Consider the following 1,624-nt stretch of genomic DNA (forward strand, 5'->3'; position numbering starts at 1 on the left):
TGCCGCATCGAAAAAGCGTAGGGGGGGTGAGAGATGGATTATGCAAGAATGAAATTTTACTGCGATGAGAGCAGATGTATAGAGTGTGATGGCTGTAGCGTAGCATGTGCAGAAGCACATGAGCTACCCGTAGGTATCAGTAGACGTAAAGTAGTGACAATCAATGAAGGCATCCCTGGCAAAGAGATGAGTACATCCATTGCATGTATGCACTGTACTGACGCTCCATGCCAACAAGTATGCCCAGTGGATTGTTTTTACATTCGTGAAGATGGCATCGTTTTACATGATAAAAATAAATGTATCGGTTGTGGTTACTGCTTGTACGCTTGTCCGTTTGGTGCTCCTCAGTTCCCAAGAGATGGCGCGTTTGGCGCTAAGGGAGCTATGGATAAATGTACGATGTGTGCAGGTGGTCCATTAGAGACAAACTCTGTTCATGAGCGAGAACTTTACGGTCAAAACCGTATCGCTGAAGGAAAAGTACCTGTGTGCGCAGCAATGTGTTCTACTAAAGCTCTTCTTGTCGGTGACGCTGAATCCGTATCGAATGTCTTTAGAGCACGTGTTATGGCTCGTGGTGGAAAAGGCGCAAACTCTCCTTATGGATGGGATAAGGCATATAAAAACCAATGAAAGGAGCAGCAATGAGAAAATACATACTAATGTTCATTGCAGCTCTTTGTTTGGCATCAGTGGCATACGCCGCTGAGAGCCAAATCTGGGGTGAAATGCGCATCCAAAATATCCTAGGATACGGACAAGAAGAATCCTTGAAATTAGGACCCTTGTTCACCATGCTCCAACATCAATATTTTGCATGGATATTCCTAGGAGTATTAATAGGTGTTCCAGGAGCCTTCTTTATCCATTATAAGATTATAGGCCCCAAAGTGTTTCCACACAGTGAAAAGAAATACTACGCCTTTAACCTCTATAATAGAATTATCCACCAAGTAGCCGCAGTGAGCTTCTTGGTTATTATCCCTACAGGATTCATTATCGTCTTCGGTGACTTCTTTGGTGGTGGAACCTTAGTAAGAATGGCAAAGAACCTTCATGGCATCTTTACCATACCTTTTACCATTGTTGTCATTCCTATGGCACTCATGTGGCTTAAAGAAGCCCTCTTTAATATGGATGATGTGAAATGGTTTATGATCCTAGGTGGTTATCTCTCTAAAGAGAAAAAACCTATCTTGGCAGGGAAGTTTAATGCAGGACAAAAGATGTGGTACTGGGTAGCCATACTTGGAGGAATCACGATGATCTTAAGTGGTGCCTTTATGTACTTCCTAGACTTTAAAATGCAAATGTTGCATAACTTAACAGGTATGAGTCAAATCGATATGTTAAGAGCTGCAGCGATTATCCATAATGTCATGGGCTTTGCAGTCTTAGCACTCTTTATCACCCATGTCTATATGTCCATGTTTGCTATTAAAGGAGCCGTTCATAGTATTATCACAGGCTATGTTGAAGAAGAAGAGGTCAAGATCCTTCACAGCACGTGGTATAAGAAGCTTAAGGATCAGGGTAAGTTTTGATTTTTATACGCTTTCCAAGCCAAGCTTGAAAAGCTACGTTACACTAGGCACTGAAGCTTGCCTCTTCCGAGGCAGAA

General features: G+C 42.4%; 2 protein-coding genes. Both read left to right on the forward strand.

The window, feature by feature from the left end; translation table 11 throughout:
- Positions 1–33: 33 nt before the first annotated feature.
- Positions 34–636: a formate dehydrogenase FDH3 subunit beta gene (gene fdh3B / locus V7Q04_RS13110; RefSeq protein WP_333805661.1), complete on the forward strand. Its 603-nt coding sequence runs from the start codon at positions 34–36 to the stop codon at positions 634–636.
- 11 nt (positions 637–647) lie between these two features.
- Positions 648–1,547: a formate dehydrogenase subunit gamma gene (locus V7Q04_RS13115; protein WP_333805662.1), complete on the forward strand. Its 900-nt coding sequence runs from the start codon at positions 648–650 to the stop codon at positions 1,545–1,547.
- Positions 1,548–1,624 lie beyond the last annotated feature (77 nt).

The sequence above is a fragment of the Sulfurospirillum sp. genome (assembly GCF_036802865.1).
Lineage (GTDB): Bacteria > Campylobacterota > Campylobacteria > Campylobacterales > Sulfurospirillaceae > Sulfurospirillum.